Below are 2,401 nucleotides of genomic sequence, written 5' to 3'. Positions count from 1 at the left end.
CTGCACGCGAATTTCGGAATCCTTGGGGATTTTCACGTCGGTGCGGAGTCTAATGGTCACCACCACGCGGTGGCCGGCCAAATCGATCGATTCCACCTTACCGAGCTTCACACCGTTTACCTTGACGGGGTCATCGAGCACCAGGGTACTCACCTGGGTAAACCGCAGATAATAGGTGTTAAAGGTTTCGCGAGGGTCCTTCTCGTTTAAGAAGAATATTCCAAAAACAAGAATAATCAGGGCTAGGATGACCACCAAGCCTACTGAAAAATAAAGAGCCGAATACTTTTTCATTTGGGTTTTAATCTAGCATTTTTTGTATGCAATACAGAAAATGCTCTCCGAAAGAGAGCTTTTAAAACCGGATTTATGGGGGCTATTCGTCAATTCGAACAATCGGACTGTTGTTCTCGATGCCATTCACATGGCGATCCAGCCAGTCCAAAAGCAAGGCATCGCGTTCTTCCTTCGGGAGCAAGAACTTTTCGCGGCCCACCTTCTGCATATAAACGTCCAAATACGTCATCAAGACGCCACCTGCCACCGACACGTTCATAGATTCGGTAATGCCGTACTGGGGCAGTTTGAATTCGTAGTCGGCATGGGCGAGCGTGTCGGGATGATTCCCGTGGAATTCGCTACCCAGATAAAAAGCGGTCGGCTGGCTCAAATCCAAATCCAGAACAGAATTCGTGGTATTCGTGCTGGCCACGGCAATCTTGTAACCCTTGGCGCGCAATTTTTCCATGCAAAGCATGCGCTTCTTGTAAAGGTACAGGCTCATCCACTTGTAGCTACCTTTCAGAATGGACTTGTTCACGCTGTAGGCGTTGTCTTCTTCGATAATGTGAACATCCTGCAAGCCGAACACTTCGGCAGTACGAATCACGGCAGAAATATTGTGCGGGTCGAACAAATCTTCGAGCACCATGCAGAAATGCCTTGTACGGCGGTCCACCACAGACGTCAAAAGTTCACGACGGCGTTCCGTCACGCGTTCCAAAAGGGATTCCAAAGTTTCGTTCGTCATTTCTTTTCCTTAATAACCTGAAGGTCCTTTACCATAATAGGCACCGCCTGCATATCCTGCTCCCGCTTTTGTTTGCGGGCCTTCTGCAAGCGTTCAAAATCGCCAAGTTCCCAGTGTGCGCCGTTTACAACTTCTTCGAAATCCAAAACGTACTGCACGTTTTCATCGGACTTGAGAGCCGCACTCTTGAGCATGGGTTCCTTATTGCCGCTAAAGTACATTCCCGACGCTTTCTTGATGTCGTTAACAATGTGTTCAATCTTCGTATTCACCACGCTTCTGAACACCTTCATCTGCATAATGTTATTGAGAATTGAATTACCCGGGAACACAATTGCGGTTAATTTGTACTTAATAATCTTGCCTGGCATCGGGTCCATATCCAAGTAAGCAATAGCCGTTCCATGGAGTGCCCATTTCAGAATCTTCGCATGCCCGTATCCAAAGAACAAGTCACGAATGCCAAGCTTTTGGCCTGCGCTATCCTGCAAGGCCCAGTAGAATTCGCCCGAAAGGCTGCGGCCATTGCTACCGTTAAAGAACCGTCTGTTCGGGTGCGTGTATTCAAGCACATAATTTTCACCGAGATAGGCGTTAATCAACTGCGCCGTAAACGGCATATTGTCAAACAAGTACTTGATTACGTTTTCATCAAGCGGAAGCGTTCCCGCATAAACGTATTCTACGCGGTATTGGCGACCAAGCCTTGCGTAAATTTCAGGAACCATCGGGGTCTTGGGGTCCGCCTTATAGCCACGCTTTTCAAGTTCCTTAAAGGGCTTGCAAAATTCGTCATCGTACTTGACCTTGGGCCAAGGCTTCATGTCCTCTTCAAAACAGCCTTCGAACTCCTGGTTCATGCACATCTTAAGGCCAGAGCAAAGCGAGCGCAAATCGTCATTACTGCCCAGCTTCTTGCGCAGGTAGCTTTCCAAGGCTGCGCCAGAAAGCACCCTTCCCTCCGAGTCCTTGTACTGGTTCTGGGAGCGTGCCTTCGCCCTGATTTGGGCCAGCTCCACCGAAGACAAGGTCTTTCCCTGGGCGGCCGCCTCAGCCTGTGCAGCGGAGACCGCCTCCTCCGGGCTTTTCACCTCCATGGCCTCCGCAAGCTTTTGCTGGTCTTCCAGGGAGGTGTGCCAGGGATGCAGGTTTTCGGCACCACGATTGAATTCCTCGTAGCCGTAGGGCACAATCGCCGGACCCAGAAAGGCAAAAAGACTGATTCTAAGCGCTACATGTCAATCGAAGGAACATGGAAGTTCAACTGGGCAGAAAATGCTAACGAACGCCCACTGGGATTCGAGGCAATCAACTACGACGATTCAAAATGGGGAACAATGCCAGTTCCTGGAAACTGGGAAATGAACGGCT

3 protein-coding genes are annotated in these 2,401 nt (G+C 49.5%); all 3 read right to left on the bottom strand.

What is annotated here, in order from left to right:
• Nucleotides 1–294: MlaD family protein (locus Q0628_RS13225; RefSeq protein WP_298771713.1), on the bottom strand; the 294-nt coding region annotated here is incomplete at its 3' end.
• 82 nt (nt 295–376) lie between these two features.
• Complete coding sequence (locus Q0628_RS13220; RefSeq protein ID WP_073319464.1) at nt 377–1,030, bottom strand: RNA methyltransferase; 654 nt, start codon at nt 1,028–1,030, stop codon at nt 377–379.
• On the bottom strand, nt 1,027–2,220 hold the full coding sequence (locus tag Q0628_RS13215) for a hypothetical protein (RefSeq protein WP_298771710.1): 1,194 nt from the start codon (nt 2,218–2,220) through the stop codon (nt 1,027–1,029). The genes Q0628_RS13220 and Q0628_RS13215 overlap by 4 nt, the downstream gene beginning before the upstream one ends.
• Between the last annotated feature and the right edge of the window lie 181 nt (nt 2,221–2,401).

Origin of the sequence: uncultured Fibrobacter sp. (assembly GCF_937877005.1) — a bacterium.
GTDB lineage: Bacteria > Fibrobacterota > Fibrobacteria > Fibrobacterales > Fibrobacteraceae > Fibrobacter.
The sequence above is the reverse complement of the archived record's forward strand: the minus strand, read 5'-3'. Positions and strand labels throughout refer to the sequence as shown.